At 73.8% G+C, this 26093-nt stretch carries 27 protein-coding genes and 1 riboswitch; of the genes, 16 read left to right on the top strand and 11 right to left on the bottom strand.

The window, feature by feature from the left end; translation table 11 throughout:
* Window positions 1–11: 11 nt before the first annotated feature.
* Window positions 12–1052, bottom strand: coding sequence for a patatin-like phospholipase family protein (locus ABZ836_RS16835; protein ID WP_356134560.1), 1041 nt, complete (start codon window positions 1050–1052; stop codon window positions 12–14).
* Between the two features lie 247 nt (window positions 1053–1299).
* On the opposite strand from ABZ836_RS16835, the gene ABZ836_RS16830 reads away from it, so the two are divergent.
* Window positions 1300–2673 carry an MBL fold metallo-hydrolase gene (locus ABZ836_RS16830; protein WP_361142807.1) on the top strand — a complete coding sequence of 458 codons (1374 nt, stop codon included), beginning with the start codon at window positions 1300–1302 and terminating at the stop codon, window positions 2671–2673.
* Between the two features lie 160 nt (window positions 2674–2833).
* The gene (locus tag ABZ836_RS16825; RefSeq protein WP_361142804.1) at window positions 2834–3577 is read left to right on the top strand and encodes a sulfite exporter TauE/SafE family protein; all 744 of its coding nucleotides are present in this window, start codon (window positions 2834–2836) and stop codon (window positions 3575–3577) included.
* Between the two features lie 97 nt (window positions 3578–3674).
* Here the strand turns inward: ABZ836_RS16825 and ABZ836_RS16820 are convergent, their stop codons facing one another.
* On the bottom strand, window positions 3675–3953 hold the full coding sequence (locus tag ABZ836_RS16820) for a metal-sensitive transcriptional regulator (protein ID WP_356134566.1): 279 nt from the start codon (window positions 3951–3953) through the stop codon (window positions 3675–3677).
* Between the two features lie 71 nt (window positions 3954–4024).
* Here ABZ836_RS16820 and ABZ836_RS16815 point away from each other — a divergent pair, with 71 nt between their 5' ends.
* The 7 genes from ABZ836_RS16815 to ABZ836_RS16785 all read left to right on the top strand — a co-directional run bounded on the left by ABZ836_RS16815 (window position 4025) and on the right by ABZ836_RS16785 (window position 9189).
* Window positions 4025–4597, top strand: a complete 573-nt coding sequence (locus ABZ836_RS16815) for a rhodanese-like domain-containing protein (protein WP_356134568.1) — start codon at window positions 4025–4027, stop codon at window positions 4595–4597.
* 139 nt (window positions 4598–4736) lie between these two features.
* Window positions 4737–5462, top strand: a complete 726-nt coding sequence (locus ABZ836_RS16810) for a class E sortase (RefSeq protein ID WP_361142966.1) — start codon at window positions 4737–4739, stop codon at window positions 5460–5462.
* A 45-nt stretch (window positions 5463–5507) separates the two neighbouring features.
* Entirely contained in the window at window positions 5508–6050 is a 543-nt protein-coding gene (locus ABZ836_RS16805; RefSeq protein WP_361142797.1) for a hypothetical protein, read from the top strand.
* Between the two features lie 6 nt (window positions 6051–6056).
* Entirely contained in the window at window positions 6057–6794 is a 738-nt protein-coding gene (locus tag ABZ836_RS16800; protein ID WP_361142794.1) for a class I SAM-dependent methyltransferase, read from the top strand.
* Window positions 6795–6855: 61 nt separating this feature from the next.
* On the top strand, window positions 6856–7107 hold the full coding sequence (locus ABZ836_RS16795; RefSeq protein WP_356134574.1) for a hypothetical protein: 252 nt from the start codon (window positions 6856–6858) through the stop codon (window positions 7105–7107).
* 172 nt (window positions 7108–7279) lie between these two features.
* The gene (locus tag ABZ836_RS16790) at window positions 7280–8704 is read left to right on the top strand and encodes an amino acid permease (protein ID WP_361142791.1); all 1425 of its coding nucleotides are present in this window, start codon (window positions 7280–7282) and stop codon (window positions 8702–8704) included.
* A gap of 80 nt (window positions 8705–8784) precedes the next feature.
* Window positions 8785–9189 (top strand): VOC family protein, encoded by a 405-nt coding sequence (locus ABZ836_RS16785; RefSeq protein ID WP_361142788.1) that lies wholly within the window; start codon window positions 8785–8787, stop codon window positions 9187–9189.
* Between the two features lie 168 nt (window positions 9190–9357).
* On the opposite strand, the gene ABZ836_RS16780 is transcribed toward ABZ836_RS16785, so the two are convergent.
* A complete protein-coding gene (locus ABZ836_RS16780) occupies window positions 9358–10152 on the bottom strand; it encodes a hypothetical protein (RefSeq protein ID WP_356134580.1) in 795 nt (264 codons plus the stop codon).
* Window positions 10153–10463: 311 nt separating this feature from the next.
* On the opposite strand from ABZ836_RS16780, the gene ABZ836_RS16775 reads away from it, so the two are divergent.
* From ABZ836_RS16775 to ABZ836_RS16755, 5 genes are all read left to right on the top strand, one after another.
* Window positions 10464–11444, top strand: coding sequence for an arabinan endo-1,5-alpha-L-arabinosidase (locus ABZ836_RS16775; RefSeq protein ID WP_361142785.1), 981 nt, complete (start codon window positions 10464–10466; stop codon window positions 11442–11444).
* A 238-nt stretch (window positions 11445–11682) separates the two neighbouring features.
* Entirely contained in the window at window positions 11683–13272 is a 1590-nt protein-coding gene (locus ABZ836_RS16770) for a pectate lyase (protein ID WP_356134584.1), read from the top strand.
* 251 nt (window positions 13273–13523) lie between these two features.
* On the top strand, window positions 13524–14435 hold the full coding sequence (locus ABZ836_RS16765; RefSeq protein ID WP_361142782.1) for an ADP-ribosylglycohydrolase family protein: 912 nt from the start codon (window positions 13524–13526) through the stop codon (window positions 14433–14435).
* A gap of 169 nt (window positions 14436–14604) precedes the next feature.
* Window positions 14605–15171 (top strand): hypothetical protein, encoded by a 567-nt coding sequence (locus ABZ836_RS16760; protein WP_356134588.1) that lies wholly within the window; start codon window positions 14605–14607, stop codon window positions 15169–15171.
* 171 nt (window positions 15172–15342) lie between these two features.
* A complete protein-coding gene (locus tag ABZ836_RS16755; protein WP_361142779.1) occupies window positions 15343–15768 on the top strand; it encodes a hypothetical protein in 426 nt (141 codons plus the stop codon).
* A gap of 22 nt (window positions 15769–15790) precedes the next feature.
* Here the strand turns inward: ABZ836_RS16755 and ABZ836_RS16750 are convergent, their stop codons facing one another.
* Window positions 15791–16615, bottom strand: a complete 825-nt coding sequence (locus ABZ836_RS16750; protein WP_356134592.1) for a helix-turn-helix transcriptional regulator — start codon at window positions 16613–16615, stop codon at window positions 15791–15793.
* Window positions 16616–16834: 219 nt separating this feature from the next.
* On the opposite strand from ABZ836_RS16750, the gene ABZ836_RS16745 reads away from it, so the two are divergent.
* Window positions 16835–17686 carry an aminoglycoside phosphotransferase family protein gene (locus ABZ836_RS16745; protein ID WP_361142776.1) on the top strand — a complete coding sequence of 284 codons (852 nt, stop codon included), beginning with the start codon at window positions 16835–16837 and terminating at the stop codon, window positions 17684–17686.
* 244 nt (window positions 17687–17930) lie between these two features.
* Here the strand turns inward: ABZ836_RS16745 and ABZ836_RS16740 are convergent, their stop codons facing one another.
* From ABZ836_RS16740 to ABZ836_RS16730, 3 genes are all read right to left on the bottom strand, one after another.
* On the bottom strand, window positions 17931–19082 hold the full coding sequence (locus tag ABZ836_RS16740; protein WP_361142963.1) for an MBL fold metallo-hydrolase: 1152 nt from the start codon (window positions 19080–19082) through the stop codon (window positions 17931–17933).
* A gap of 295 nt (window positions 19083–19377) precedes the next feature.
* Window positions 19378–20169, bottom strand: a complete 792-nt coding sequence (locus tag ABZ836_RS16735) for an SGNH/GDSL hydrolase family protein (RefSeq protein WP_356134647.1) — start codon at window positions 20167–20169, stop codon at window positions 19378–19380.
* Window positions 20170–20438: 269 nt separating this feature from the next.
* Window positions 20439–21275: a LysM peptidoglycan-binding domain-containing M23 family metallopeptidase gene (locus tag ABZ836_RS16730; RefSeq protein ID WP_356134596.1), complete on the bottom strand. Its 837-nt coding sequence runs from the start codon at window positions 21273–21275 to the stop codon at window positions 20439–20441.
* A gap of 4 nt (window positions 21276–21279) precedes the next feature.
* Window positions 21280–21434, bottom strand: a riboswitch (cyclic di-AMP (ydaO/yuaA leader).
* A gap of 454 nt (window positions 21435–21888) precedes the next feature.
* Here ABZ836_RS16730 and ABZ836_RS16725 point away from each other — a divergent pair.
* The gene (locus ABZ836_RS16725; protein ID WP_361142773.1) at window positions 21889–22686 is read left to right on the top strand and encodes a tyrosine-protein phosphatase; all 798 of its coding nucleotides are present in this window, start codon (window positions 21889–21891) and stop codon (window positions 22684–22686) included.
* 42 nt (window positions 22687–22728) lie between these two features.
* Here ABZ836_RS16725 and ABZ836_RS16720 read toward each other — a convergent pair whose 3' ends face one another.
* From ABZ836_RS16720 to hpnH, 4 genes are all read right to left on the bottom strand, one after another.
* Window positions 22729–22854, bottom strand: coding sequence for a DUF6126 family protein (locus tag ABZ836_RS16720; RefSeq protein ID WP_356134600.1), 126 nt, complete (start codon window positions 22852–22854; stop codon window positions 22729–22731).
* A complete protein-coding gene (locus ABZ836_RS16715; protein WP_361142769.1) occupies window positions 22851–23492 on the bottom strand; it encodes an XRE family transcriptional regulator in 642 nt (213 codons plus the stop codon). Before ABZ836_RS16715 ends, ABZ836_RS16720 begins: the two co-directional genes overlap by 4 nt.
* A gap of 145 nt (window positions 23493–23637) precedes the next feature.
* Window positions 23638–25017, bottom strand: coding sequence for an aspartate aminotransferase family protein (locus tag ABZ836_RS16710; RefSeq protein WP_361142766.1), 1380 nt, complete (start codon window positions 25015–25017; stop codon window positions 23638–23640).
* Window positions 25014–26090, bottom strand: a complete 1077-nt coding sequence (gene hpnH / locus ABZ836_RS16705; RefSeq protein WP_356134606.1) for an adenosyl-hopene transferase HpnH — start codon at window positions 26088–26090, stop codon at window positions 25014–25016. Before hpnH ends, ABZ836_RS16710 begins: the two co-directional genes overlap by 4 nt.
* Between the last annotated feature and the right edge of the window lie 3 nt (window positions 26091–26093).

Below are 26093 nucleotides of genomic sequence, written 5' to 3'. Positions count from 1 at the left end.
GGGGTACCCCGTCAGTCGTCCGGGAGACACAGGGCCCGCCGGACCGCCGCCCGGCCCGACTCCAGGGCGGCCCTGAGCAGCCTGCCGTCGCGGGTGAGCCGTCCCACGCGCGGCGGGTCGAGGGCGGGACGGACCGACATCACCGCGGCCCCGTCCGGTCCGGCCGGGCCTCGGTCGTACGCGGACAGCAGGGCGTCGTCCTCGCGCAGCCGGTGCGCACGGGCGTGGTAGCTGTCGTGCAGGGCCTTGGGGTAGCGGCGCAGGGCGGTGGCGGCGACCAACCGGGAGCCGTAGGTGGGCCGGACGGCGCTCCCGGCTGCGGGCGCCGGGAGCAGGTCGCGCGGGGCGGGCCGGGAGCGCAGCACCAGGACGTGGGTCGCGCCCTGGGCCAGGGCGGTGCGGTAGGGGATGGACTCCGCGAGCCCGGCGTCGTAGAAGTGGCGCCCGCCCAGTTCCACCGCCGGTCCGGCGAGGAAGGGCAGCGCCGCGCTGGCGCGCAGCGCGAGCCGCAGTTCGGCGGGGCCGGTCAGCAAGGGCCGCAGGTCGGTGGAGAGGCCGGTGTGTGCGTCGGTGGCGAGCGGGTGGTACTCGACGGGGTGGGCGAGGACGGCGTCGAAGTCCATGCGCGCCACCTCGGCGTAGAGGTGCTCGACCAGGGTCCGGACGTCGACCACGGGGCGGCCTCGCCAGATGTTGGAGAGGCGGATCATGGTGTTGGCGTACTCGGGCTCGGCCCAGCCGTACAGCTGCTCGGGCGTGCCGCTGAGCAGCCAGGCGCCGGTGATGGCGCCGGCCGAGGAGCCGTACACCGCGTCGAAGGCGTCGACCAGGCCGGCCTCGTGCAGGGCAAGGGCCATGCCGGCGGAGAAGGTGCCGCGCATCCCGCCGCCCTCGATCACCAGGGCGATCCGCCGCCCGTCGGCCCGGTCGCCGGGACGGCCGCCGCTCGTGACCCGCTCGTCGAGGGCCTCCAGGACCTCGTGCCGGGCGCGGGGGGAGTCGGGGCGCGGCTCCTCGGGCCGGTCGTCGGCGGTGACGGGCTCTCGGCTCATGCCTGCCTCTCTCTGCGGCTGCGGCCGGCGCACGGCGAACGGCCGGCCGGGGGTGGTTCGGCCGCCATTGTCTCAGGGCGGGGCAGACCGACGAAGCGGGCCCCGCCGGGCCCGCCCGGCCACGGTATTCGCAGGTGAGAGGCGCGCCGACGCCGCGCACCAGCCCCCCAGATATACCCCCCCAGGTATGTTACGGTGAAGTGGACGGATACCCCCGGGGGTACTTATGACGACGGAGGAGCGCGACATGTTCTTTGCCGATGTCCTGGAGACGGAAGGTCTGGGCAACCGCGGTTACCTGGCCGGCGGGCGCCGTGCCGCCGTGGTGGTGGACCCTCCGCGCGACATCGACCGGCTGGTCTCGGCGGCCGCGCGGCGCGGCGTCCGGATCGTCGCCGTGGCGGAGACGCACGTGCACAACGACTACGTGACCGGCGGCCTGCAGCTCGCCCGGCTGACCGGCGCGCGGTACCTGGTGCCGGCCGGCGCCGCGGTCGCCTACGACCGGATACCGGTCGCCGACGGCGACGTGGAGGAGATCGACGAGGGCCTGACCCTGCGCGCCGTCGCCACCCCCGGGCACACCCCGCACCACACGGCGTACGTGCTCGAGGAGGACGGCCGCGCGGTCGCCGCCTTCACCGGCGGCTCGCTGCTGATCGGCAGTGTGGGCCGCCCCGACCTGGTGGAACCCCGACTGACCGAACGCCTCGCCCGCGCCCAGCACTCCTCCGCCCACCGGCTCGCGGCCGAGCTGGGCGACGACGTGGCGGTGATGCCCACGCACGGCTTCGGCAGCTTCTGCTCCTCCACGCAGTCCGACGGCGAGCGCAGCACCATCGGCGCCGAGAAGGCGTCCAACCCGGCCCTCCTCCAGGACGTGGACACCTTCGTCGGGGAGTTGCTGGCCGGCCTGGACGACGTGCCCGCCTACTACGCCCACATGGGTCCGCTCAACGCCTCCGGCCCGGACCCCGTCGACCTGACGCCCCCGCGCCCCGCCGACCCCGAGGAGATCGCGCGCCGGCTCGCCGACGGCGAGTGGGTCGTCGACCTGCGCAACCGGGTGGCGTTCTCCGAGGGGCATGTGGCCGGGACCTACAACTTCGAGCTCGAGGGGCAGCTCGCCACCTACCTGGCCTGGACGATCCCCTGGGGCAAGCCGGTCACCCTGCTGGCGGCGAGCGCCGAGGACCTGGCCCGCGCCCAGCGCGAGCTGGCCCGGGTGGGCATCGACCGTCCCGCCGCGGCCGCCGTGGGCTCGCCCGCCGACTGGGTCCGCCCGGGCGAACGGCCGGCGTCGTTCCCCCGCGGGGTCTTCGCCGACCTGGCGGCGGCCCGGAAGCGGGGCGAACCGCTGGTCGTGCTGGACGTCCGCCGGGACGGCGAGCGGTCCGCGGGCTGGATCGAGGGCAGCACGCACATCCCCGTCCACCAGGTCCACCGGCGGCTCGACGAGATCCCCCCGGGTACGGTCTGGGTGCACTGCGCGGGCGGCATGCGCGCGGCGATCGCCGCCTCCGTGCTCGCCGCGTCCGGACGTGAGGTCGTCGCCGTCGACGACGGCTACGCGGCGGCCGCCGAGGCCGGACTCCCGGTCGTCACCCCGGACGAGAGCTGATCGCCGATCCCCGACCCCGCGGGCCCGCCCACGGCTGGTCGTACGAAGGAACGAGAACCATGGCAAGGCAGCACCAGGGCGGCTCGGGCCGCGTCCCCGCGCAGCGCGTTCCGGGGGCTCCCCCGGGACGCGCTGCGCACGGTGAGGGCGGAACCGTCCTGTGACCGCGCTCCTCCTCGCCCTGCTCGGCGGGGCGGCGGTGGGTCTGACGCTCGGCGCGCTCGGCGCCGGCGGCAGCATCGTCGCCGTCCCCGCGCTCATCTACCTGCTGGGCTTCAGCCCGGTGGACGCCACCACCGCCAGCCTGCTGATCGTCGTCGTCACCTCGCTCACCGCCCTGGTGGCGCACACCCGGGCCGGCACCGTCCGGTGGCGTGAGGGTCTGCTGTTCGCCGGCGCGGGGGTGCTGCCCGCCGCGGCGGCCGGGCTGCTGTCCTCGCGGATTCCCGGGACCGTGCTGACGCTCGCCTTCACGGTGATCGCCGCGGCGGCCGGCCTGCGCATGCTGCGGCCGCGCGCGCCGTCCCGGGAGGGAACGGTGTCGGGCGTGAGGGCCGCCGGGGCCGGGGCCGGACTGGGCGCGGTGACCGGGTTCCTGGGTGTCGGCGGCGGCTTCCTCGCCGTCCCGGCCCTGGTGTCCGTCCTGGCCGTCCCGATCAGGGCGGCGGCCGGGACGAGTCTCCTGGTCGTCATCGCCAACGCCGTGGCCGCCCTGGCGGCCCGGGCCGGCACGGGCCTGGACCTGGACTGGTCGCTCGTCCTGCCCTTCACCGCCGCCGCGGTGCTGGGGGCCTGGGACGGCCGCCGGCTCGCCGCCAAGGTCCGGGCGGCGACGCTCCAGCGCCTCTTCGGCGCGCTGCTGCTCGCCGTGGCCCTGGTCATGGCGGTGGGCACGGCGCTGTAGGGCAGCCACGCGTCACGGCGGCCGCACGACCGTGGGACCCGCGGTACCCGCCCCGGAGCGGGACGGGCACGGCGGGCCCCACGGGTGGCGCGCGCGGTCAGGCCAGCGAGAGGAACAGCTTCTCCAGCCGGGCCCGCATCTGCGCGGAGTCCCGGATCTCGGGGTCGTCACTGGTCATGCATTGCTGCAGGCCCGTGGCGATGATCGAGAAACCGGCCCGGTCCAGCGCCTTGGAGACGGCGGAGAGCTGCGTGACGACGTCCTCGCAGTCCCGGCCCTCCTCCAGCATCTTGATCACGCCGGCCAGCTGGCCCTGCGCCCGACGCAGCCGGTTCAGCGCCGACTTGAGCTCCTCGGCGGTCATGTCGAGTTGCACACATCCTCCTCAAAATACCCCCGTGGGTATCTTACCCTGGAACGACTCCACCACCGAAAGGCATTCCTCCCGTGAGCACCTTCACCTCCCTGACCACGGCCGAGGCGGCCGCCCGCGCGGGCGACCTGACCATCATCGACGTGCGCACTCCCGGGGAGTTCGCCGGCGGCCACCTGCCGGGCGCCCACAACATCCCCCTCGACCGGCTGGACGAGGCGACCGACACCCTCCGTGCCGCAGCCGCCCGCGGACCGCTGCTGGTCGTGTGCGCCTCCGGCGCCCGTTCGGCCACCGCCTGCTCGCGGCTGGCCGCGGCAGGCCTGGAGGCCGCCACGCTCGAGGGCGGCACCGGCGCCTGGGCGGCGGCGGGCCACCCGCTGGAGCGTCCGGCCGGGGCCCGGACCGTCTGGCCCATGGACCGGCAGGTCCGTCTGGTCGCCGGTTCCCTGGTCCTCCTCGGCTTCCTGCTGGGGCTGGTCTGGTCGCCCGCGCACTGGCTGTCCGGGGCGATCGGCGCGGGCCTGCTGTTCTCCGGGGTGACCAACACCTGCGGCATGGCCGTCATGCTGGGCAAGCTCCCCCACAACCGCGGCGCGGCGGGCTGCCCCACCTTCGAGGAGACGCGGCGCCGGCTCGACGCGTGACGCCGGCGGGCCAGCGGACCGGTGCCGGGGAACACCACCTCGGCCGCGGTGGTTGTGGTGGGGAGAACGGTGCCGTCCCGGCCGGGGCGGCACGCACACCGCCCAGGGGCGCCCGACGCCCCGTTGCCCCGTGAGCACCATGGCCCGTTCCCGCACCTCCCTCGCCGTCTCCGCCGCCCTGGCCGGTGTCACCGCCGCGGTCCTGACCGCCGGCTGCGCCACCGGGTCCGGCCCGTCCGCGGCGTCGGCGCCCTCCGCCACGACCGCCTCGACCGCGGCGCCCCCGGCGTCCCCCGCCGGGGGCTCGGCCGTTCCGGCGACCGCCGAGCCGTCGCCTCCCCGCCCGGATCCCCGCACCACGGCGGCACGGCTGAGCATCCCCGGCATCGGCCTCGACGACCTGCGGGTCGTGCCCTACGAGGGCACCACCGACGACCGGCCGGGCACCCACATCCAGAACCGGGGGGACGCGGCCAGTCCGCACGGCCCCGACGGCGGGGTCGGTCCGGGCGAGACCGGCAACTACCTGGTCACCGCCCACCGCCTCTCCGCGGGCGCGCCCGCGCGCGACCTGCCCGCGCTCGACGAGGGGGACAAGGTCGTCGTCACCCTGGGCGGGACCGTGTACGAGTACCGGATCACCGGGACCCGTACGACGTCCTTCCGCTCCGAGCGCTCGCTCGCCGAGCAGCGCGCCGAGGTGCCGGGACGTCCGGGCGAGAAGGCCACCCGGGCCATGATCACGGTCTCCACCTGCGCGACGCCCGAGGACGACGCCGCGGGCAACTTCTGGCGGGACGACAGGGGCAACCCGGAGCACCGCATCGACAAGATCGGCGTCCTGGTCTCCTCCCGTCCGGCGTAGCCCGCCGCCCTTCCCGGTGCGGCGTCTGCGAGGTACCGTCCCCCGATGCCCCAGCCGGTCCCTTACCTCTTCCTCGACGTGGACGGTCCTCTGCTGCCCTTCGGCGGACCGCACCCCGGTCCCGCCCCGGCCGGCGCGGGCAACCCCCTGCTGCCGCGCCTCGACCCGGGGCTCGGCCCCCAACTGCTCTCCCTGGGCTGCGCGCTCGTCCGGGCAACCACCTGGCTCGACGAGGCCAACGAGGTCCTGGCCCCGCTCCTGGGCCTGCCCGCACTGCCGGTGGTGCGGTGGCCGGAGGACGACCCGCACGTGCCCCGCGGCGTGCACTGGAAGACGCCCGCACTGGTGGAGTGGGCCGACGGCCACCCGTTCCTCTGGGTCGACGACGAGATCGGCCCCCTCGACCGGCTCTGGGTGGAGGGCGTGCACCCCGCCCCCGCGCTCCTGCACCGCGTGGACCCCCGCAGGGGCCTGACCGGCTCCGACTTCGCCGCGCTCACCGCCTTCACCGACGCGCTCGGCGGCGCCGGCCGGGCGGCGAACGTGAAAAACCCGGTCGACACTGCCGCCGACCGCCCCGCAGACTGACCGACCATGACCAGCAGCGAACCGTGGAGCAGGGAAACCGCCGAACGCTACGACGCGGGCGAGACGGTGATGACCTCACCCGCCGTCCTCGGCCCCACCGTCGACTTCCTGGCACGGCTGGCGGGGGACGGGCGCGCCCTGGAGTTCGCCGTCGGCACCGGCCGCGTGGGCGTGCCGCTGCGCGAGCGGGGCGTGCCGGTGACCGGGATCGAACTGTCCGAGCACATGGCCGCCGTCCTGCGCCGCAAGGTCGACGAGGAGACCCTGCCCGTGGTCCTCGGCGACATGGCGACCACGGTCGTGCCCGGCGGCTTCAGCCTGGTGTACCTCGTCTACAACACGATCTCCAACCTGCTGACCCAGGACGAGCAGGTCGAGTGCTTCCGCAACGCGGCCCGCCACCTCTCCCCCGGCGGCCGGTTCGTCGTCGAGCTCGGGCTGCTGCCCCTGCGCCGGATGCCGCCGGGGCAGACCGCGGTCCCCTTCGACGTCTCGGACCGGCACCTCGGCTTCGACACCGTCGACCCGGTGACCCAGGTCCTGGTCTCGCACCACTTCGTGCGCGAGGAGGACGGCCGCTACCGCCGCGGGAACTCCCGTCACCGTTACGCCTCGCCTGCGGAGCTGGACCTGATGGCGAGGATCGCGGGCCTGGAGCTGGAGCGGCGGGTCGCGGACTGGGACGGCTCCCCCTTGACCGCGGACTCCGAGAAGCACGTCTCCGTCTGGCGCAAACCCGCCTGAGCGCCCGCCGCGCGGGTACCCGCAGCCGCGCACACAGCGGCGACCGGAGGGACGAGGACGCATGGTGATCGACGAGACACTGGTCAAGGAGTTGCTGGACGCGCGCGGGGACGACTCCGCGCTGGTCCTGCTGGAGGGTACGGCCCAGGTCGTCGACGGCCCCGCGCTGGAGGGCGACGCCTTCCGCGGCGCGGCCGTCGTACTGACCCGGGGGGAGCTCGTGGAGCGGCTGGGCGGATCGTCGCCCGCCGAGGAGGACCTGCGCCGGGTGGCGGCGTCCCTGAGCGACTCGATCGGCAAGCTGGGCGCCTGAGCGGGCAACCGGAATCTTCCGGTCCGCAGACCCCTGAGGAGCAAGACTTTTCGCTCCCTCAGGGGTCCAAGCGGACAAAAACGAGCGATTTGGCGGCGCTTTCTCCCGTGCCCAATCATGGGCGTCGCGTCCGGCGATCCCGGGCGCCCGCACGACGAGAGGCGCACACCCCATGCCCCCCATCGGGACCTCCTCCCCCCATGCCCCGGATCAGGGCCCGGCACCGGCTCCCCGCACCACGGTCTCCTCCCCGGAGTCGGAGTCCGCGCCGCGGGGCCAGGACGGCGACCGGCAGGTCCGCCGGTTCGGGCTTCCGGTGGCGACCGCGCTGGTGATGGGCAACATCATCGGCGGCGGCATCTTCCTGCTGCCCGCCTCGGTGGCCCCGTTCGGCACGGTCAGCCTGCTGGCCTTCGCGGTGCTGACCGTCGGCGCCATCGCGCTGGCCCTCACCTTCGGGCGGCTCGCGCGCCGCGACCCCCGTACCGGCGGCCCGTACGTGTACGCCCGTGAGTCCTTCGGCGACTTCGCCGGGTTCCTCGCCGCGTGGTCCTACTGGATCACCACCTGGGTGTCGAACGCCGCCCTGGCGGTGGCGGCGGTCGGATACCTGACCGTCCTCCTCCCGGCCGTGGGCGAGCACCGCTGGACCGCCTGCGCCGCCGCCCTGGTCCTGCAGTGGCTCCCGGCGCTGGCGAACTTCGCCGGCACCCGCTGGGTGGGCACGGTGCAACTGGTCTCGACGGTGCTGAAGTTCGTGCCGCTGCTGCTGGTCGCCGTCGGCGGCCTGTTCTTCTTCGACGCCGACAACCTCGGCCCGTTCAACGCGAGCGGCCAGAGCACGATCGGCGCGGTCTCGGCGGCGGCCGCCATCCTGCTGTTCTCCTACCTCGGCGTGGAGTCCGCCGCGGTCAGCGCGGGCGAGGTCGCCGACGCCCGCCGCAACGTGGGGCGGGCCACGGTGATCGGCACGGCCGGGGCCGCACTGGTCTACCTGCTGGGCACGCTGGCCGTCTTCGGCACGGTGGCCCACGAGGAGCTGGTGGATTCCACCGCGCCCTTCTCCGACGCGGTGAACGCCATGTTCGGCGGCGCCTGGGGCGGCTGGGCGGTCGCGGTGGCGGCGCTGGTGTCGATGACCGGCTGCCTCAACGGCTGGACGCTGCTCAGCGCCCAGACCCCGTACGCGGCGGCCCGCGACGGTCTGTTCCCGGCCCGCTTCGCCCGCCGCCGGCGGGGTGTGCCGACCTTCGGCGTGGGCGTCACGGTGGTCCTGTCGTCCCTGCTGACCGTCTACAACTACGCCTCGAACTCCGCCCGCGTCTTCGAGGTCCTGGTGCTGATCACCACCTTCACCGCCACCGTCCCCTACCTCCTCGCCACGGCGGCGCAGTTGCGCCATCTGATGGCCGGGCGGCACGACCAGGTGAACCGGGCGCGGCTGGTGCGCGACATGACGGTGGCCCTGGTCGCCGCCGCCTTCTCCCTCTGGCTGGTGGCCGGCTCCGGCTACGCGGCGGTGTACCAGGGCGTGCTGTTCCTCTTCGCCGGTGTCCTGGTGTACGCGGTGAGGCCGGGACGCAAGCACCACGGCTGACCGCCAACTCCCGCACGCGAGGGGTGAGTTCGGCAGCGGAACGGCCGGATGGGCGGCGCGCGGCCGGGCACACGTACGGCATGGCCACTGCGAAGACCAGCGTTCTCGTCCTCGACTGCTCCGCCCCCGAGGAACTCGCCGAGTTCTACGCCGCGCTGCTGGGCGCGTCGGTGCGGCGCGGGGCCGACCCCGACTTCGTCGAGGTCGTCGGACAGGACGGCGTCACCATCGCCGTCCGCCGCGACCACGGTTACGCGCCGCCCAGCTGGCCCCGTCCGGACGACTCGCAACAGGCCCACCTGCACATCCTGGTGGCCGAGGCGGACATGGACGAGGCCGAACGGGAGGCGGTGAGCCTCGGCGCGCGCCCCGTCGAGGCCCGCGACAACTCCGGCCCGCGGGACGTGCGCACGTACGCGGACCCGGCCGGGCACTCCTTCACCCTCGCTGCCCGCGAAGGCCGCGAGGGACGCGAAGTCCACTGACGAGGGCCCTGCCGAGGACCGTCGAGGCCGTCGGCGGGTGCAGGGGCAGGGGTGGTGGGGCGCCCGGCGGGATCCGCCCCGCCGGGCCCGCTCGCCGCCCCGCCACCGCCCGGCCGGCGAGCGGGGCGGCGGCGGGCCCACGGCAGGCGGGCGGGGCGGCGAGGGCCGTCAGCAGCCGACGCGGCGTTCGTCCAGGGCGATGTCGTCCATGCGGACGTCGTAGGCGGACGGGCTCGGGTCGCCCTGGTAGAGCTGCCAGCCGATCTTCACGGTGTCGAAGCGCGGGAAGACGAAGTCGGCGTCGGCGCCGCCGTGGTCACGGGTGGAGACGGTCAGTTCGGGCTTGGCCACGCCGTCGAGCCAGACGGAGATCTCGTTGTCGGTGGCGTCCATCCGCCACTCGACGCACTGCCACACCCCCGCGACGGCCGGGGCGGACTCGCGCCAGGCGGTCCAGTCGCCGGTGGGGCCGCCGTCGGACCCGACGCCCCACAGGTTCTTGTCCACGCCCGGCACGTACTGCCCGCCCAGCGGACGGACGTATCCGGGGCCCTCGCCCGTCGCCTCGACCATGGTCCAGTGGGCCCAGTCCGGGGCCGTGGGGAAGGCGTCCACGCGGAGGCGGACACGGCCCCAGAAGCTGTTGCCGGGCGCCTTCACGCCGTCGACCCGCAGGAACGCCTTGCCGTTGCCCTCGGTGCGGATGCGCAGGTGCTTGCCGTGCCGAGTCGCGTCCCGCTCCACGGTGAGCGTGCCGCCGGCGGTCTCGGCGGTCCAGCCGCGGCCCTCCGCGGCGCCGGGGCGCAGGGCGGCGAAGTCCTCGCAGAACATCAGGCCACGGTGGGCGCAGGTCCGGTCGCCCCCGCGGTGGTCCGCCGCCGGGGCCGGGCCCGCGGACGCGGGCACCGCCGCGGTGGTCGCCAGCATCGCGGCGAGGGCGGTGAGTAAGTGGGCTTTCCTCATGTGCGCGTCCTCCACTGTCGGTGTGCCGTCCGGCTCCCGGCCGGACCGGGGGTGATCCGGGCGATCCGCGTGATCCGCGTGATCCGGGGACATCCTGCTGGGTGGGCGCCCGGATGCCCAGGGTGTCTCGGCGGTAACTTCCGTCCCCCACGGCACCGTCGGCCACGCCCGGACCCGCTCGGGGCCCCGCCCGGCCCCACCCGACCCCGCCCGACCCGCGGGCGCACCGGTGTTCTCACCGATGCGCGGGCGGCGGCGGTGCGGGAGCCTCAGGGCGACGACCCCTGCCCCACACCCCCTGGAGTTGACGCATGAGCCGCACGTTCCGCGTCCGCCGGACGTCAGCCCTGTTCGCCCTCCCCGCCGCGCTGGCGCTCGCCCTGCTGCCGGGGACCGCGCACGCCTACCCCGCCCCGGGCCACGTCACCGGGACGGTCACCGTCCACGACCCCTCCATGATCCGGAAGCCGGACGGCCGTTACCTGCTGTACGCCACGGGCGGCGGCCTCACCCACCGGTCCTCCACCGACCGCATCGCCTTCACCGGCGGAGCGGACGCCTTCACGAGCCGGCCCGGCTGGTGGACGCAGTACGGGAACACCGAGGCCTGGGCTCCCGACATCTCGTTCCACTCGGGCCGCTACCTGATGTACTACTCGGTCTCCACCTTCGGCTCCAACCGTTCCGCCATCGGGCTCGCCACCTCCCCGACCGGCCTGCCGGGGTCCTGGTCGGACGCCGGGGTGGTGTACGCGTCGTCCACCTCGAGCGACCACAACGCCATCGACCCGAACCTGTTCGTCGACGACGACGGCACATGGTGGCTGTCCTTCGGCAGCTGGTGGACGGGGCTGAAGGCGATCCGGATCGACCCGGCCACCGGGAAGCGGTTCTCCGGCGACACCACCCGCCACTCGCTGGCCTCCCGGCCGACCGGCAGCAAGGCCGTCGAGGCGCCGTACCTCGTCAAGCGCAACGGGTACTACTACCTCTTCGCCTCCTACGACACCTGCTGCGCCGGCGTCGACTCCACCTACAAGGTGAAGGTGGGGCGCGCCACCGCCGTCACCGGGCCGTACCGCGACAGGAACGGGGTGCCGATGCTGCTCGGCGGCGGCACGACGGTGCTCGAGTCCCACGGCCGGTACATCGGGCCCGGCGGGCAGTCGATCATGCGGGACGTCGACGGGGACCTGATCGTCTACCACTACTACGACGGCCAGGACGGCGGGACCGCGAAGCTGGGCGTCAACCTCCTGGACTGGAGCAGCGGCTGGCCCGTCGCCCGCTGACCACCCGCCGGTCACCCGGTGGGCACCCCCCGATCACCCGCCGGATCACGCACTCGAGCGCCCTCCCGAGTGGTTCATCGGCATGAACGCTGTACAGCACACTGAACGCACGACCCTTGTCAGCCCTGGGACCCCACCCCTATCGTCGCGAACAGAAAGCGCTTTCTCACCCGCTCGATGACATGATCACGACATGCCGTTGGGTACCCGCACACGACGCAGGATGGAGTGACCGAGGATGAAACGCGCAGTGAGCTCAAGGGTCGGCAAGGCCGTGGCGGTGGGGGCGGTCGCGGCGGCGACCGGGCTGGTGCTGTCGATCCCCCTGGAGTCGACGTCCACCGCCACGACGCCCGTCGCCGCGGCGGCCGCCACCGGTGCCACCGGCTTCGCCTCGCAGAACGGCGGAACCACCGGAGGCGCGGGCGGGCAGACCGTCCGGGCCACCACCGGAACCGCGATCCACGCCGCCCTGTGCAACCGGGCCAGCAGCAGCACCCCGATCGTCATCCAGGTCGAGGGCACGATCAACCACGGCAACACCACCAAGGTGTCGGGCGGCAGTTGCAGCACCGCGAGCGGTGTGATCGAGCTGAAGCAGATCAGCAACGTCACCATCGTCGGCGTGGGCAGCGGCGCGGTCTTCGACCAACTGGGCATCCACATCCGCGAGTCCAGCAACATCATCATCCAGAACGTGACCGTCCGGAACGTCAAGAAGTCCGGCTCACCCACCTCCAACGGCGGCGACGCCATCGGCATGGAGAGCGACGTCCGCAACGTCTGGGTCGACCACGTCACCCTGGAGGCCTCGGGCGGCGAGTCGGAGGGCTACGACGGCCTGTTCGACATGAAGGACAACACCCAGTACGTGACGCTCTCCTACAGCACCCTGCGCAACTCCGGGCGCGGCGGCCTCATCGGGTCGAGCGAGAGCGACGTGTCCAACGGGTACGTCACCTTCCACCACAACCTGTACGAGAACATCGACTCCCGGGCGCCTCTGCTGCGCGGCGGTGTGGCCCACATCTACAACAACCACTACGTCCGCCTCAACGAGTCGGGCATCAACTCCCGCGCCGGCGCCCGCGCGAAGGTCGACAACAACTACTTCAAGGACTCCAAGGACGTCCTGGGCACCTTCTACACGGACGCCGCCGGCTACTGGCAGGTCGCCGGCAACATCTTCGACAACGTGACCTGGTCCAGCCGGAGCGGCGACACCAACCCGGCGGGCCCCAACCCGCAGTCGAACACCACGGTCTCCATCCCCTACTCCTACAGCCTCGACGCGGCGAGCTGCGTGCCGTCGGTCGTCAGCCAGACCGCCGGCGCCAACAAGGGTCTGCGCGTCTCGGACGGCAACTGCACGCCGCAGACCCCGCCGCCCAGCCCGACGCCGACCACGCCGGAGCCCACGCCCACCACGCCGGCCCCGACCACCACCCCGACGCAGCCCTCCGGCACCAACCTCAGCCTCGGCGCCGGCGCGGACGGCTCCAGCAAGGCCGACGGCACCAGCTACGGCAACGTCCGGGACGGCAACCTGGCCACCTACTGGTCGCCGGCCGGTGCGACCGGCTCGGTCTCCGTCAAGTGGGGCTCCCCCACGGCGGTGTCCCGCGTGAACATCCGTGAGGCGGCGGGCGCCGTGGGGGCCGTGCGGTCCTGGCGGCTGCTCAACCACGACACCGGCGCCGTCCTCGCCACCGGCACCACGGCGGGCGTCGTCGACTTCCCCCGCACCTCCCTGAGCAAGATCACCCTCGAGATCACCGGCTCGCAGGGGACCCCGCGCATCGCCGAGTTCGAGACCTACGGCCAGTAACACGGCCGGCAACACCCGCCACGCGCACACCGCGCACCCCGCCGGCCCACCCTTCCCCGGGCCGGCCCCGGAGCGGCCGCCGAGGACACCTCGGCGGCCGCGTCCGCGTGTCGCCGTCGCCCCGGCCGCCCGGAACCGGCACCGGCACCGGCGCTGGAACTGGGACTGGGACTGGAACCGGGACCGGGACCGGGACTCGGCGGGGGCGAAACCGCCGTGCGGGTGATCCGCCGCGCTGCGATACTGCGCCGATGATCGACATCCCCGCCGCCGTGCTGGATTCGCTGTCCGGGCTCGCGTTCGGCGACGCCTTCGGCGACCGCTGGTTCGCCGTCCTGCGCCAGGAGGGCCCCACGGCCCTGGAGACACGCACGCTGCCCCCGCAGCCGTTGTGGCGGTGGAGCGACGACACCGCCCAGGCGGTGGTTCTCGTCCGGGAGCTCGTCGAGGGCGGCGGCATCGTCGACCAGGACCGCCTGGCCCTGCGCCTCGCGGACGCCTACGCCGAGGACACGCACCGCGGCTACGGAGCCTCGATGCACGACGTGCTGCGCCGGATCCGGGCGGGCGAGCCCTGGCGGGACGTGGTCGCCGGACAGTTCGGCGGCCAGGGCTCCTGGGGCAACGGCGCCGCCATGCGCGCCGCGCCGCTCGGCGCCTGGCACGCCGCCGACCTCGACGCGACCGCCGAGCAGGCCGCCCGCCAGGCCGCGGTCTCGCACCACCACCCGGAGGCGGTCACCGGAGCGGTGGCCGTCGCCGTCGCCGCGGCGCTGGCGACCCGCAGCCGGGGCGGACCCGCACCGGCCGGGCCTGACTTCCTGCGGGCGGTCGCCGACCGGCTCCCGGACAGCGACGTCCGGTCGGGCGTGCGGATCGCGGCCCGGATGCCGGAGCGCACCTCGGTCCGGCACGCCGCGGAGGTCCTGGGCTCCGGTTACCGCATGTCGGGCCCCGACACCGTCCCGTTCGCCCTGTGGTGCGCGGCGGGACACCTCGACGACCTGGAGGAGGGCCTGTGGGTCACGGTAGCCGGACGCGGCGACATCGACACCACCTGCGCCATCGCGGGCGGCGTCATCGCCGCCCGCACCGGAGTCACGGCCCTCCCTCCCGCATGGCACGCGGCCCGCGAACCACTGCCGCCGCTGGTGCCGTCGTAGCGACGTCCCCGGCCCCGGCCAGGGTTCAGTGCCCCTGTCGTCGCCGCACACACCGAGGTGCGGCATCCGTCCCGCGGGTGAGTCGCCACTCCCCCGCACACAAGCGCTCGGCGCCCGTTGTTCGGCGCGCGTCAGGCACTGCGCCGACAGAGATACATCTGGGGAGAGAATGATTCGGTCTCGGAAAAGCCGGGCGGCTTCTGTTCGCACCGGGCCGCCGCTTCCACTGCTCCTCGCCGCCGCGCTGCTCGGCGCCTGCGCCCCTTTCCCGGGACGGGCGAGCACCGGCACGGCGCTGAGCACGGAGGGGATCCAGTCCAGCGGCGTCGTCGGCAACGACCACGTCAAGGTGGGCGAGACCTGGTGGTTCGCGCTGCCCGTCCCGGAGAACACCAGCCGCGAGCCCGTAGAGATCACGGACGTGTCCGTACTCCACGTGCCGGCCGGCATCGAGATCCTCGAATACGGCGCCTACGACATCAACGACACGGAAGGGCTTCCCCTGCTGGCACTCGAGGGCGACGCACACGGTCCGGATTTCGCGCGGCTGAAGAATCACATCGACGATCCGGTGCCGGTCGCCGCGGGTGCGCAGAGCGACATCTTCTACGTCGCCAAGATGAGGATCGTCGCCCCTCCGAAGGGGAACACACGGCAATGCCGGTTCACCTACCGGCAGGGCGACAGGCAGTTCACGCAGACACTGGACTGTGAGGTCTCCCTGAGGACCACGTAGGGCCGCCCGGTCCGGCCCAGCCGACGGACGTCACGTGACGGCATGCGCGCCGGCCGGCGCCGCGGCGCTCATTACCTCGGCGGTAATCGACGGCCCGCAGGCCCCTCCGCGATCGTGGGGACCGCAAGGCCGCAGGGCCACTGTCGACGACCTCCGAGGGGATCACCCGCCATGACCTCGACCACCGCATCCGCCACCGCCTTCCGCCCGCAGGAGGGCGCCCGCGTCTGGCTGACCCGTTTCCTCGCCCTGGACGCCGCCGTGACCGGCGCCAACGGGCTCGCCTACGTGGCGGCGTCCGGGCCTCTGGGAGAGCTGCTGGGGGTGGGCGGCGGGCTGCTGTTCGGCCTGGGCGTCTTCCTGGTCCTCTTCGCCGCGGCGGTGGCCTACCTGGCCACCCGGCCCACGCCGCCGGTGACCGCCGTGAAGGCGGTGATCGACGCGAACGCCGGGTGGACCGTGCTCAGCGTCCTCGCGCTCACGCTGTGGCTGGACGACCCCACCACGGCCGGCACGGTCTGGATCCTCCTGCAGGCGGTGACCGTCGGCGGCTTCGCGGCGCTGCAGTTCGCCGCCCTGCGCCGGTACCGAGGCTGACCGCCGAGCGGGGACGAGACGGTCAGATGTGGCCGCCGGCGAGTTCCTGGAGCGCCGTCGCCGTCTCCGGGTCGGCGGGGAGCAACGTCTCCACCGCCAGCTCGGAGACGGTCACGTCCATGGGCGTGTTGAACGTGGTGACCGTGGAGATGAACGACAGGACCCGCCCGCCCAGTTCGAGGCGCAGCGGCAGCGCGTAGGCGTAGGCGTCCGGGGCGGGCTGCCGTCCGTCCTGCCCGTCGTCCGGCACCGGGTAGGCGGAGACCTCTTCGAGCAGCCTCCGCAACGAGGGCGTCGGCCGCAGCGCGATCTGGCGCTCCAGCCGGTCCAGCAGGTGCGCCCGCCATTCCCGGAGGTTGAGGATGCGGGGCGCGAGCCCTTCCGGGTGCAGGCTCAGCCGGAGCGCGTTCATGGGCGGCCGCAACAGGTGCTCGGGCGTGCCGCGCAGCAGGAGCTGGATGCCCCGGTTGGCGGCGACCACGTCGTACGAGCCGTCCAGGATGAGCGCCGGGCTGGGTTCGTAGGCCGCCAGCACGCGGTCCAGGCTGTCGCGCAGGGCCGCCATGGCCGGGTCGTGCAGCGGCCTCTCGGTGTAGACCGGGGCGTAACCGGCGGCGATGAGCAGCGAGTTGCGTTCCCGTACCGGAACCTCCAGGTGCTCGGCGAGCCGCAGCACCATCTCCTGGCTCGGCCGGGAACGGCCGGTCTCGATGAAGCTGATGTGCCGCGCCGAGCTCTCCGCCCGCAGGGCGAGCTCGAGTTGGCTGATGCGGCGCCGCTCGCGCCAGCCCCGTAGCAGGGAACCGACCGTGACGTCCTGGGTGACCCGTGGGGCGGCACTCGTCATGCCCCCGACCATAGCGGACGGGCCCTGGCGGGCGAGTCGGCGGGCGAGCCCCGGTGGACGGGCCTCCGGACCACCACCGCCGGGTATCGCCACCGGTCGCCGCGCGGTCGCCGCCGGCCTCCGTATCCGGTTGTACGGCGGAGCCCGCTCGGGCAGGCTGGTGCGAGGGCCCGGCCGCTCACCGGACGGGGGACGGGCCGCGCCGTTAGAGAGGGTGGGATGGAGCCGGCAGATCTCCGCCGCGCTGTCGAGGCCGCGCGGGCGACGGCCCGAACCGTGGGTCTCCGGGCCGACGATGTGGTGGTCGTCCACGACTCCGACCGGGTCGCGCTGCGGCTGCTGCCCTGCGACACCCTCGTCCGGGTCGCGCCGTCGGCGAACGCGGCCGAGGGCGCGTTCGAGGTGGAGGTCGCCCGTCGCCTCGCGGACGCCGAGGCCCCGGTGGCCGGCCTCGACCCTCGGACCGAGCCCCGGCTCCACCGCCGCGACGGCTTCGTCCTGTCGTTCTGGACCTACTACGCACCGGTGGCCGGAGGCATCGCGCCGGCCGCCTACGCGGACGTCCTCGCACGGCACCACGCCGCCCTGCGGAGGGCGGATCTGGACGGCCTGGCCGTGCCGCACGTCACCGACCGGGTCGCCGCCGCCCTGGCGGAGGTGAGCGACCCGGAGCGGTCCCCCGACCTGGCCGACCCCGACCGGGACCTGCTCCTCGGCACACTCGGCCGACTCGGCGCCGGGCTCGGCCCCGGCCGGTCCGCCGACCGGTTGCTGCACGGCGAGCCGCACAGCGGCAACCTCCTCCACACGGCGCGAGGGCCGCTCCTCGTCGACCTCGTCACCTGCTGCCGCGGCCCGGTCGAGTTCGACCTCGGGCACGTGCCGGAGGACGTCGCGGCGCACTACCCGGGGGCCGACCCCGACCTGGTCGCCCGGTGCCGCGCCGTCAACTGGGCGATGTTCTCCGCCTGGCGCTGGCGCCGCCACGACCGGATGCCGGACCGTGAGCACTGGCGGGCGGCAGGCCTCGACCTGGTCCGCACCGCGCTCGCCCGCCGCGGACGGGACTGATCCCACGGCTCCCGGCCGAAGAACGCCGACGACGGAGGCCCCTGTGCCGCCGCTTGCCGCTGCGGCCACGCACGCGGACGGGCTCATGGCCGAGCTGCTTCTGCGTCACGGGGCCGACCCTCTGCTCCCGGAGTCCGGAGGGAGCTCAGCCCTCGACTGGGCACATGGCTGGGACGACGAGGTACCTGCCCGCTCGGCCGTCGCGAGGCTCCTGCGCGAGCACCTCGCTTGACGCCCTGGCCGTTCAGCGTTCCCCGACTGGTTCGACACCAGCCGGAAAGTCGGCCGCGGGTGCCGCCACCCGTCGGCGCCAGGGCCGCGCGATCGGCGCGGAAACCGCGCGCCACCACGGGTCCGTCGGGAGCTCCCCGCCCGGCTCGAACGGCTGGCCCGGGACCGGGAACGCGATCGTCTGGCCGACCTCCTCGGCGACGTCCCTCGCCCACTCCGCGGGTTCCGCCCACGGGTGCAGGGACAGGTTGAAGGTGCCCCAGTGGATCGGCAGCATCACTCCGCCCGGCTTGCCGCCCTGCAGGTCGAGGTGGGCCTGGACTCCCTGGGCGGGGGACATGTGGATGTCCGGCCAGGCGCCCGGCAGCGGCGTACGGTCCGTGTGGTTCTTGGGCCAGTGCTCGGAGTACGCGCCGAGCTGGATCATGGTGACGTCGAAGGGGCCGTGCTCCGCGCCGATGTCCCGGAAGCCCTCGAAGTAGCCGGTGTCGCCGCTGTGGAAGACGCGGTGCCGGTCCCCCGCCACGCACCAGGACGCCCAGAGGGTGTGCTGGGTGTTGCGCAGGCCCCGGCCGCAGAAGTGGCGGGCCGGGGTGGCGGTGAGGGTGATGCCGCCGACCCGGGTGGACTCGTGCCAGTCGAGTTCGCGCAGGCGGGCCGCGGGGACGCCCCAGTGCTCGAGGTGGGCGCCGACGCCGAGCGGGACGGCGAACAGCGTGTCGGTGCCGGCCAGGGCCTTGATGGTGGGCATGTCGAGGTGGTCGTAGTGGTCGTGCGAGATGACCACGACGTCGACCGGCCCCAGCGCGGCGAGCGGCACGGGGGCGGGGTGCAGCCGCCGGGGGCCCGCGAAGGTGACCGGGGAGCAGCGCCGCCCCCAGACGGGGTCGAACAGCACCCGGTGGCCGTCGATCTCGGTCAGCACCGTGGAGTGGCCGAGCCAGGTGACGCGCAGCCCGTCGGCGGGCGGCGTCGCCAGGTCCTCGAGGGTGGTGGGGTGCAGGGGCACGGGCCGTGCCGGGGCGCGCAGGGCGCGGGCCTCGCGGTCGAGGAAGCCCTTGGCGAGCTCACCCCGGGAGGCGGGCGCGGGTGTGGTGCGGACCGGTCCGGCCGGGTTGCGGAAGACGCCGTCCGCGAAGTGGGGCGACGCCTGAATGCGGGCCAGCCGCTCGCCCCGGGGCTCCGCTCCGAAGGACTCCGGGCTCAGGCCGCGCACCAGGGACGCGCCGGCGGCGGAGACGGATCGGGAAAGGGAACCGGTGTCGCTCACGGGTGGCCTCCAGCCGTGCTGCCTGTTCGGGTGTCCACGTTCCTGCTCATGCTCCTACGGACGCCGGGGAGCCGCCCGGCGTTGACCGGGGGCGGGACCGGACGCACGCGCGGCGTGCCGCTCCCGCCCGCCGAGGCCTCCGCCGGGCCTCCGCCGGGCGAAGGCCTCGGCGGGGGCGGGAGCCCACGGCTCAGACGGCGCGGGTCAGCCAGGACTTGAGGTTGTCCAGGGCCAGCGCGCCCTTGGCGACGACGGTGTCGCCGGAGGACTCGCCCCGCAGCCGGCGCCCGATCCACGGCACCAGGTGCTCGCGCGCCCAGTGCACGTCGTCGAGGCGGACCTCCAGGACGCCCCGCTGGGGCAGCGGCGGCCAGGGCTGCTCGGGGTCGGCGGGGACGTCGAGGCCGAGGACCTGGCCGGCGCGGAGGGCGACCCGGGTGTGCCCCTCGGCGGAGAGGTGCAGCCGGTCGCTGTCCCAGGCGCGGCGGTCCTGGACGCTGCGCAGCGACCACAGGTCGAGGACCCGGCAGTCGTAGCGGTCGGCGATGGCCCGGACGTGCCCGTTGTACGTGGCGATCTTGCCTCGGAGGTGCCTGAGCACCGGGACGCCGCGGGTGTCGAAGCCGGTCGCGACCAGGACGGTGCCGGCCGCCGAGGCGAGTTCGGCGACGGCCTTCTCGAAGCGCTCGGCGACCTCGTCGGGGTCGGTGCCGGGGCGCAGGATGTCGTTGCCTCCGGCGCAGATGGACACCAGGTCGGGGGCGAGCCCGCGGACCTGGGGGATCTGGTCGGCCATGACCTGGTCGAGCAGCTTCCCGCGCACGGCGAGGTTGGTGTAGTCGAACTCGCCCTCCGGACGGAGGTCGGCGAGGAGCACCGCGAGGCGGTCGGCCCAGCCGACGAACGTCCCGTCCGGTCCGGGATCACCGACGCCCTCGGTGAAGCTGTCCCCGACGGCCACGTACGACCCGATCGACCCCATCACTGTTCTGCTGTCATTCTTCGAATCGTCTGCCACATCGAGGCATCCTCCACCTTCGGATGTGAGCTACGCGACCGTAGGGAGGGGTTGACGGGCGGTGAGATAGGCCACTCGTCAACTCTTTCCCAACAGCGGAATAAACGTGGGCCGTTGCGACAGGGGCCGGACGCGGACCGTCGGGCGTCCTCGCCGGGACGCGGCGAGGGCCGTGCCCCCCGGTCGGGGGGGCACGGCCCTCGTTCGCGCGCAACCGCGAGGCCCTCGGGGGGTCAGCCCAGGCTGACGCCGTGCGAGCGGAGGTACTCGACCGGGTCCACGTCGGAGCCGTAGTCGGGCGAGGTGCGGATCTCGAAGTGCAGGTGCGGGCCGGTGACGTTGCCGGTGGCGCCGGACAGGCCGATCTGCTGGCCGACGGTCACGGTCTGTCCGGCGGAGACGGACAGCTGCGACAGGTGGGCGTACTGGGAGTACATGCCGTCCTGGTGCTGGATGACGACCTGGTTGCCGTAGGCGCCGCCGTTGCCGGCGGAGACCACGGTTCCGGCGGCGACGGACTTCAGCGGGGTGCCGGTGGGCAGCGCGAAGTCGACGCCGGTGTGGTAGCCGCTGGACCACATGCTGCCCGCGGTGCGGTAGGCGGTGCCGAGGGCGGCGTCCGCGGGGGCGGTGTAGCCGGCGGCGTTCGCGGCGTCGGCGACGGTCGTCTTCGGCGCGGCGGTCCCGGGGGCGGCGGCCTTGGCCTTGGCGGGCTGGGTGGCGGCCTTCTTGCCGAGCTCCAGCTTGGTGCCGGGCTTGATCAGGCGGGGGTTGTCGCCGACCACGTCACGGTTGATCTTGTACAGCTGCTTCCAGCCGCCGGAGACCTTCTTCTTCTCCGCGATCTTCGACAGCGAGTCGCCCTTCTTGACCGTGTAGGTCTCGGCGGCCGTCTTCTTCGCGGCGACCGGCAGGCTCTGGGCGGCCTGCTCCGGGGCGGCGGCGTGGGCGCCGGTGGCGCCGAACAGGGGCAGGCCGAGGGCCACGGCGCCGGTGCCGGCGACGGCGATGGAGCGGGTGAGGCGCTGGACGCCGGTGGGACGGCGGTGCTTGTGACGCTTCGCGGGCATGACGTTGTCCTCTCCGTCGCCTGCGAGGTGAGCTGTCGGGTGCGGGCTGGAGATGCCCGGCCGCGCTGGGCGCGGCTTTACCCCTAGCCCGTTCCGGAGACCGGAACAGGCGCGTACCTGTGGGTCCCCCGCTCCTGCCGTACTCGGGTTACTCGGGTGAGTGTGAGGGATCCGGTCGGCGGCAGGATTCGGCGTCCGCCCGGATCGGATCGTGAACGTATGCGACCGGCACGCAAGCGGACAAGCGCGGGATTTCCACGAACGTGCATTCTTTGTGATCGCTTGAGGGCAAAACGGTCACACAGAGTCGCCACGGGGACCACATCTCCCGCCGCGGGCACGGGAGTTGCACCTCGGACCCCGACGACGCTCGGTCACCGGTATGAGGCTGCTCACGCGCCGGTCCGCCCACACTCCGCCTCCTCGGGGCAAGTTGACCCATAAGCGGACAAGTACTCCTTGGTGCGTTATGTCCGTGATGCGACTTTTGCACCCACCGGTTCGCGCGACGTCCGGGCGACGGCACCCTCCTGGTCCCGCGGAGCCGTGTCGTATCGTCAGGACGCACCCGTCGGTTGCCGCGGCCGACGGGGCCAAGTGGGAGGAGCCACCCGTGACGCAGCAGGTCCCGTCGACCGAGCCCCAGCTCGCCGGAGTGCGGAACTTCCGGGATGTGGGCGGCATGCCCACCACGGACGGCCGCAAGGTGAGGAACGGCGTGCTGTTCCGCAGCGGCCACCTGGCGAGCGCCACCGCCGAGGACGCCGCGTTCCTCGCCTCCCTGAACCTGCACACGGTCTTCGACTTCCGCAACGACGCCGACCGGCGCCTGGAGGGCCCCGACGTCACGCTGCCGGGGGTCCGCGAGGTCCGGCTGCCGCTGTCCGACCCCGCCGACGGCGCCGAGTTCTGGAAGCGGGTCCGCCGCGGCGGCGTCGACGAGCTGCGCCCCCTGCTGGGCGACGGCCGGGCGGAGCAGCGCATGATCGCCTCCTACCGGGCGACCATCCTCACCCGTACCGACGAGCACTCCCGGGTGCTGCGCTCCCTCGCCGAGGACAGCATGCCGGCGCTGATGCACTGCTCGGCCGGCAAGGACCGGGCGGGCCTGTCGATCGCGATCACGCTGCTGGCCGTGGGCGTGGAGCGGGACGCCGTCACGGAGGACTACCTGAAGTCGGGGGCCAAGCACCGGCGCTACAAGCTGCACCGGGGCGGCGAGTCCTCGGACCCGTACACGCCGGAGATCACCGAACTGCTGAGCCCGCTGTTCGACGCCCGGCAGGAGTACCTGGGGGCGGCCTTCGAGACCATCGAGGAGACCTGGGGCGGCGTCGACGCCTACCTCACGGAGGGTCTCGGGGTCACGCCGGAGCTGCGGGCGCGGCTGCGCGAGCGGCTGCTCGACTGACCGCGCGGAGGGGCGGGCCCGGCCGCCCCGCCCCTCCCCCGCTCAGTTGGCGCGGGCGCCCGCCTCGAAGAGCAGCCAGATGAAGCCGGCGAAGAGGTGGCCCGCCACGATGTAGACGAAGAGGCGGATCCACAGGGCGCGGGGGAGCTTGTCCTCGATGTTCTTCACGACGTCCCTCCGGACGGGGTCGGGTGGCCCGCGGTCGCCTCGGGTCCGAGGCACAGCGCGGCCGTGGGGCTCTGCAACAGGGTGTGGACGAACAGGAGCCCGGCGCCGTCGGAGCTCTCGGCGGCCAGGCGGTGCGGGGTCAGCGAGTCGAAGTGGGCGCTGTCACCCGGCCCCAGCAGGTGGGACGTGTCCCCCAGGTGCAGGCGGAGCCGCCCGGTGAGGACGTGCAGCCACTCCTCGCCGGGATGGACGCGGACCACCTGGTCCTGCGGGCCGCCGCGGTGCGGGATGCGGACCCGCAGGGCCTGCATGGCGCGGCCCGGCGCCCCCGCCGGCCAGTAGCTCCACCCGCCGGCACGGGTCTCCAGGGCGTCGGCGCCCCGGACCACCGACTCGCGGTCCGGGGCGGTCTCGCCGAGCAGCTCGGAGACGGTGGTGCCGTACACCCGGGCGAGGCCGAGGAGCACGGGGAGGGAGGGCTGCCGGTGCCCCGTCTCCAGGCGGGAGAGGTGGGCCGGGGAGAGGTCCGCGGCACGGGCCGCGGCCTCGAGGGTCAGACCCGAGCGGTGGCGGAGCGCACGGAGCGTCGGAGCTACGCTGGGAAGGTCTCCCGGGGCACCGGGAGTCGCTGCGGACATACCACCATTCAGCCACGGGTTTACCCGGCAGGCAAATTCCTTGCCCCAGAGGCAAACCGCCGGGTCGGCGCACCGCCCCGGCGGCGCGTCGGTGACGCCCTGCCGCCTCCGGGAGCCCCTCCCCTGCGGGCGGGGCGTCCCGTGGTCACCGGTTGGCGACCGCCTGCCGCATCAGGTGGCGGCCGAAGTCCCACACCAGCCCGCCCTCGTGCGCGTCGTCCATCACGGCCGTGAACGCCGTCACGAACCGCTCGACCTCGCGCTCCCCGATGATCAGCGGCGGGATCAGCTTGATCACCTCGAGGTGGTCGCCGGAGACCTGCGTGAGGATCCGGTGCCGCCGCAGCAGCGGACCGACGACCATCTGCGCGAAGAGCCCCTTCCGCGCGGCCTGCAGCATCGCCCACCGGCCGCGCAGCTTGAGCGACCGGGGCCGGCCGAACTCGATGCCGATCATCAGCCCCCTCCCCCGCACGTCGGCGAGCAGCTCGTACCGCTCGGTGAGCGCCTCCAGCCGGGACCGCAGCATCTCTCCGGTCGCCCTCGCCCCGGCGACGACCTGGTCGTGCTCGATCACCGACAGCACCGCGAGCCCCGCCGCCATCGCCTGGGCGTTGGAACCGAAGCTGGCGGAGTGGACCAGCACCCGGTCCATGGAGGAGTACACCTTCCGGAAGATCCACTCCTTCCCGAGCGTCGCCCCGACCGGCACGTAGCCGCCGGAGAGCGCCTTCGCCACGCACACCAGGTCCGGTTCCACGCCCTCCTCGTGCTGGTGGGCGTAGAAGTCGCCGGTGCGCCCGAGGCCGGTCTGCACCTCGTCGGCGATCAGCAGCGCCTTGTGCCGCCGCAGCAGGTCCTGGGCGGCGGGCAGGTAGCCCGGCGGCGCCTCGTGCACGCCCTTGCCCTGGACGGGCTCGACGATCAGCGCGGCCACGTCGCCCCGGGCCAGCTCCCGCTCCAGCGCCCCGAGGTCGCCCAGCGGCACGGCGGTGTCGGGCAGCAGGGGGCCGAAGCCGTCCCGGAAGCCCGCCTCGCCGTTGACCGACAGGGAGCCGGTGGTCAGGCCGTGGAAGGAGTGGTCGCAGTGCAGGATCCGCGCCCGCCCGGTGGCCCGCCGGGCGAACTTCAGGGCGGTCTCCACCGCCTCGGTGCCGCTGTTGCAGAAGAAGACGCGCTCCAGGTGCGGGCTGTGGGCGAGCAGCCGCTCGGCGAGGAGCCCCGGCAGCGGCGGGCAGTCGAAGCGGGTGAGGTCGGCGAGCCGGGCGTCGAGGACGTCGTGGAGCGCCTTGCGGACGACCGGGTGGTGGCGGCCGAGGCCCATCACCCCGAAGCCGGCCAGCATGTCCAGGTAGTCGTTGCCCTCGGCGTCCCAGAAGTAGGCGCCCTCGGCCCGTTCGTACACCTTGTCGAAGCCGAGGGTGCGGAGCATCCGGGGGAGCTGGTGGTTGAGGTGGCGCTCGTGCAGGGCGTACCGCTCGCCGGACCGTTCGGCGAGCAGGGCGGCGAGGTCGAAACCGGTCACGGCCGCGGTTCCGCGGCGGTGACCGCGGCCGGCTCCGCCGCCTGCGGCCGGTTGGCCCTGTTGGTGGCCACCGTGTCCCGCAGGGCGCGCAGGGACTCCTTGAGGGACCCCATGGTGGCGAGCACGGCGGTGGGCTCGTATCCGCAGTGCGCCATGCAGTTGGCGCAGCGCGGGTCCTTGCCGCGGCCGTACTTCTCCCAGTCGGTGTCCTCGACCAGCTCGCGGTAGGTGGGGACGTAGCCGTCGCTCATCAGGTAGCAGGGGCGCTGCCAGCCGAAGAGGGAGTAGTTGGGGATGGCCCAGGCGGTGCAGTCGAAGTCGGCCCGGCCCTCCAGGAAGTCCAGGAACAGCGGCGAGTGGTTGAGCCTCCAGCGCCGGCGGTTGCCGCCGGAGAACGCCTTGCGGAAGAGCTCGCGGGTCTGCTCGACGCCGAGGAAGTGCTCCTGGTCGGGCGCCTTCTCGTAGGCGTAGGCGGGCGAGATCATCATCTCGTCCACCTGGAGGTCGTCGTTGAGGTAGTCGAGGACCTCGACGACGGTCTGCGGGGTGTCGGTGTTGAAGAAGGTCGAGTTGGTGGTGACCCGGAAGCCGCGCGCCTTGGCCTCGCGGACCGCCGCCACCGCCTCGTCGAAGACGCCCTCCTTGGCGACGGAGGCGTCGTGCCGCTCGCGGAGGCCGTCGATGTGCACGGCGAAGGCGAAGTAGCGGGAGGGCTCGAAGAGGTCCAGCTTCTTGCGCAGCAGCACGGCGTTGGTGCACAGGAAGACGTACTTGCGGCGGGCGACGAGCTGGCGGACGATCTCGTCGATCTGCGGGTGCATCAGCGGCTCGCCGCCGGCGATGGACACCATCGGCGCGCCGGACTCGACGACCGCGCCGACGGCCTGGGCCACCGGCATGCGCTGTTTGAGGATCCCGGCGGGGTGCTGGATCTTGCCGCATCCCTCGCACTTGAGGTTGCAGGCGAAGAGCGGCTCCAGTTCCACGATGAGCGGGAACCTGTCGCGGCGGCGAAGTTTCTGTCGGGCCAGATATGTAGCGACCGTGACGGACTGGCGCAGCGGCATGGCCATCTG

Origin of the sequence: Streptomyces sp. NPDC047130, assembly GCF_040643475.1 — a bacterium.
Lineage (GTDB): Bacteria > Actinomycetota > Actinomycetes > Streptomycetales > Streptomycetaceae > Streptomyces.
This window is presented reverse-complemented; position numbering and strand designations above follow the sequence as displayed.